The sequence below is a fragment of the Halorubrum sp. CBA1125 genome (assembly GCF_009742825.1).
In the GTDB taxonomy this organism is placed as follows: Archaea; Halobacteriota; Halobacteria; order Halobacteriales; family Haloferacaceae; genus Halorubrum.
The window spans coordinates 1-2,146 of sequence record NZ_WPCE01000305.1 but is presented as its reverse complement, the minus strand read 5'-3'; the positions used below and the strand labels follow the sequence as shown (position 1 = coordinate 2,146).

Genomic DNA, 2,146 nt, shown 5'->3' with positions numbered 1-2,146 from the left:
GCGCCGCGCAGGTGACGCTCGGCGGACTGATGGGTCCACACCCGGCCGTGCTCGGACTCAGCGGCGCCGTCTTCGCGCTCGGAGGCTACCTGCTCGCCGGCAACGTCGTGAGCGCGACGCTGTTCGACCGCCTACGGCTGTCCGCGCGCGCTCAGTTTGCCCTCTTCGGACTCGCAGCGCTCGTGCTCACCGCGAGCACGGCCGCGCCCGGCGTGGCGCTGATCGCGCACGCCACCGGCGCGTTCTGCGGGCTTGTGGCCGGACGCGCAGGACTGCTCGACGCACGGTGAGCGGCCGACGCGGAGTGAGCAGCGGCGATCGCGGCCGGCGATCGGTCGACGGCGCCGTAGCTCGACGGGTGTGAAAAACGAAGAGAGCGTGAAAGACGCCCTAGCGCTTAGTCTTCGAGGACGATCTCGATGCTGACGTCGTTGGGCACCTGGACGCGCATGAGCTGACGGAGCGCGCGTTCGTCGGCGTCGATGTCGATCAGCCGCTTGTGGACGCGCATCTCCCAGTGCTCCCACGTCGCCGTCCCCTCACCGTCCGGGGACTTGCGCGACGGGATCTCCAGCGTCTTCGTCGGCAGCGGGATCGGGCCCGACAGGGCGACCCCCGTCGAGTCCGCGATCTCGCGGACGTCGTCGCAGATGTCGTCGAGGTCCTCGGGGCTCGTGCCGGCGAGGCGGACGCGTGCCTGCTGCATCGATTATCGCTCGGTGACGTCGAGCACCTTGCCGGCCGCGATGGTCTGTCCCATGTCGCGGATGGCGAAGCTGCCGAGCTCCGGAATCTCGCCGGAGGGCTCGATGCTGAGCGGTTTCTGCGGGCGCACGGTGACGACCGCGGCGTCGCCGGACTTGATGAAGTCCGGGTTCTCCTCGGCGACCTCGCCGGACGACGGGTCGATCTTCTGGTCGATCGACTCGATCGTACACGCGACCTGCGCCGTGTGGGCGTGGAAGACGGGCGTGTAGCCGGCGGTGATGACGCTCGGGTGCTGCATCACGACGATCTGCGCCTGGAACGTCTCGGCGACCGTCGGCGGGTCGTCGGCGGGACCACAGACGTCGCCGCGGCGGATGTCGTCCTTGCCGATGCCGCGGACGTTGAACCCGACGTTGTCGCCGGGCTCGGCCTTGGGCACCTCTTCGTGGTGCATCTCGACCGTCTTCACCTCGCCGCCCACGTCGGACGGCTGGAAGGAGACGTTGTCGCCGGTGTTGAGGATCCCGGTCTCGACGCGTCCCACGGGGACGGTCCCGATACCGGAGATGGTGTAGACGTCCTGGATGGGGAGCCGGAGCGGCGCGTCCGTCGGCGGCTCGGCCTCCGGGAGGTTGTTGAGCGACTCCAGGAGGGTCGGCCCGTCGTACCAGGGGGTGTTCTCCGACGGCTCGGCGACGTTGTCGCCCTCGAACGCCGAGATGGGGACGAACGTCGTGTCGTCCGTGTTGAAGCGGACCTGGTTGAGCAGGTTCTTGACCTCCTCGATGACCTCGTTGTACGAGGACTCCTCGTAGTCGACGAGGTCCATCTTGTTGACGCCGATGATGAGCTCGTTGATCCCGAGCGTGCGGGCCAGGAAGACGTGCTCGCGGGTCTGGGGCGCGACGCCGTCGTCGGCCGCGACGACGAGCACCGCGTTGTCGGCCTGCGAGGCGCCCGTGATCATGTTCTTCACGAAGTCACGGTGGCCCGGACAGTCGACGATGGTGAAGTAGTACTCGTCGGTGTCGAACTCCTGGTGGGCGATATCGATCGTGACGCCGCGCTCGCGCTCCTCGGCGAGGTTGTCCATCACGTAGGCGAACTCGAAGCCGCCCTTGCCCTTCTCTTCGGCTTCCTCGCGGTGCTGCTCGATGACGTGCTCGGGGACGCTCCCCGTCTCGAAGAGGAGTCGGCCCACGAGCGTGCTCTTGCCGTGGTCGACGTGGCCGATGATGGCCAGATTCTGGTGCGGTTTGTCACTCATGGGGTAATCACGCGCTAAGGCGCTCTGTGAGTAAGTTTCGGTAGATTCCACTAAAACGGTTTCGATACGGCCCACAGAGGATCTCGACGCCATCGGGCGATTCTCGCCAACGCGGGTCACGCCAGATCCACACACGGTGGACGAACGCGACGCCGCCAGATCGTCGTCTCG

The 2,146-nt window shown here is 67.2% G+C and carries 3 protein-coding genes; 1 reads left to right on the top strand and 2 read right to left on the bottom strand.

The features are described 5' to 3' along the window. The coding region (locus GJ633_RS16030; RefSeq protein ID WP_156589571.1) for a rhomboid family intramembrane serine protease at positions 1 to 290 on the top strand (290 nt) is incomplete at its 5' end. A 107-nt stretch (positions 291 to 397) separates the two neighbouring features. Here the strand turns inward: GJ633_RS16030 and rpsJ are convergent. Together rpsJ and tuf are read right to left on the bottom strand one after the other, a co-directional pair. Further along, a complete protein-coding gene (gene rpsJ / locus GJ633_RS16025) occupies positions 398 to 706 on the bottom strand; it encodes a 30S ribosomal protein S10 (protein ID WP_004048854.1) in 309 nt (102 codons plus the stop codon). Positions 707 to 709: 3 nt separating this feature from the next. Next, on the bottom strand, positions 710 to 1,975 hold the full coding sequence (gene tuf, locus GJ633_RS16020) for a translation elongation factor EF-1 subunit alpha (RefSeq protein WP_156589570.1): 1,266 nt from the start codon (positions 1,973 to 1,975) through the stop codon (positions 710 to 712). Positions 1,976 to 2,146: the final 171 nt, after the last annotated feature.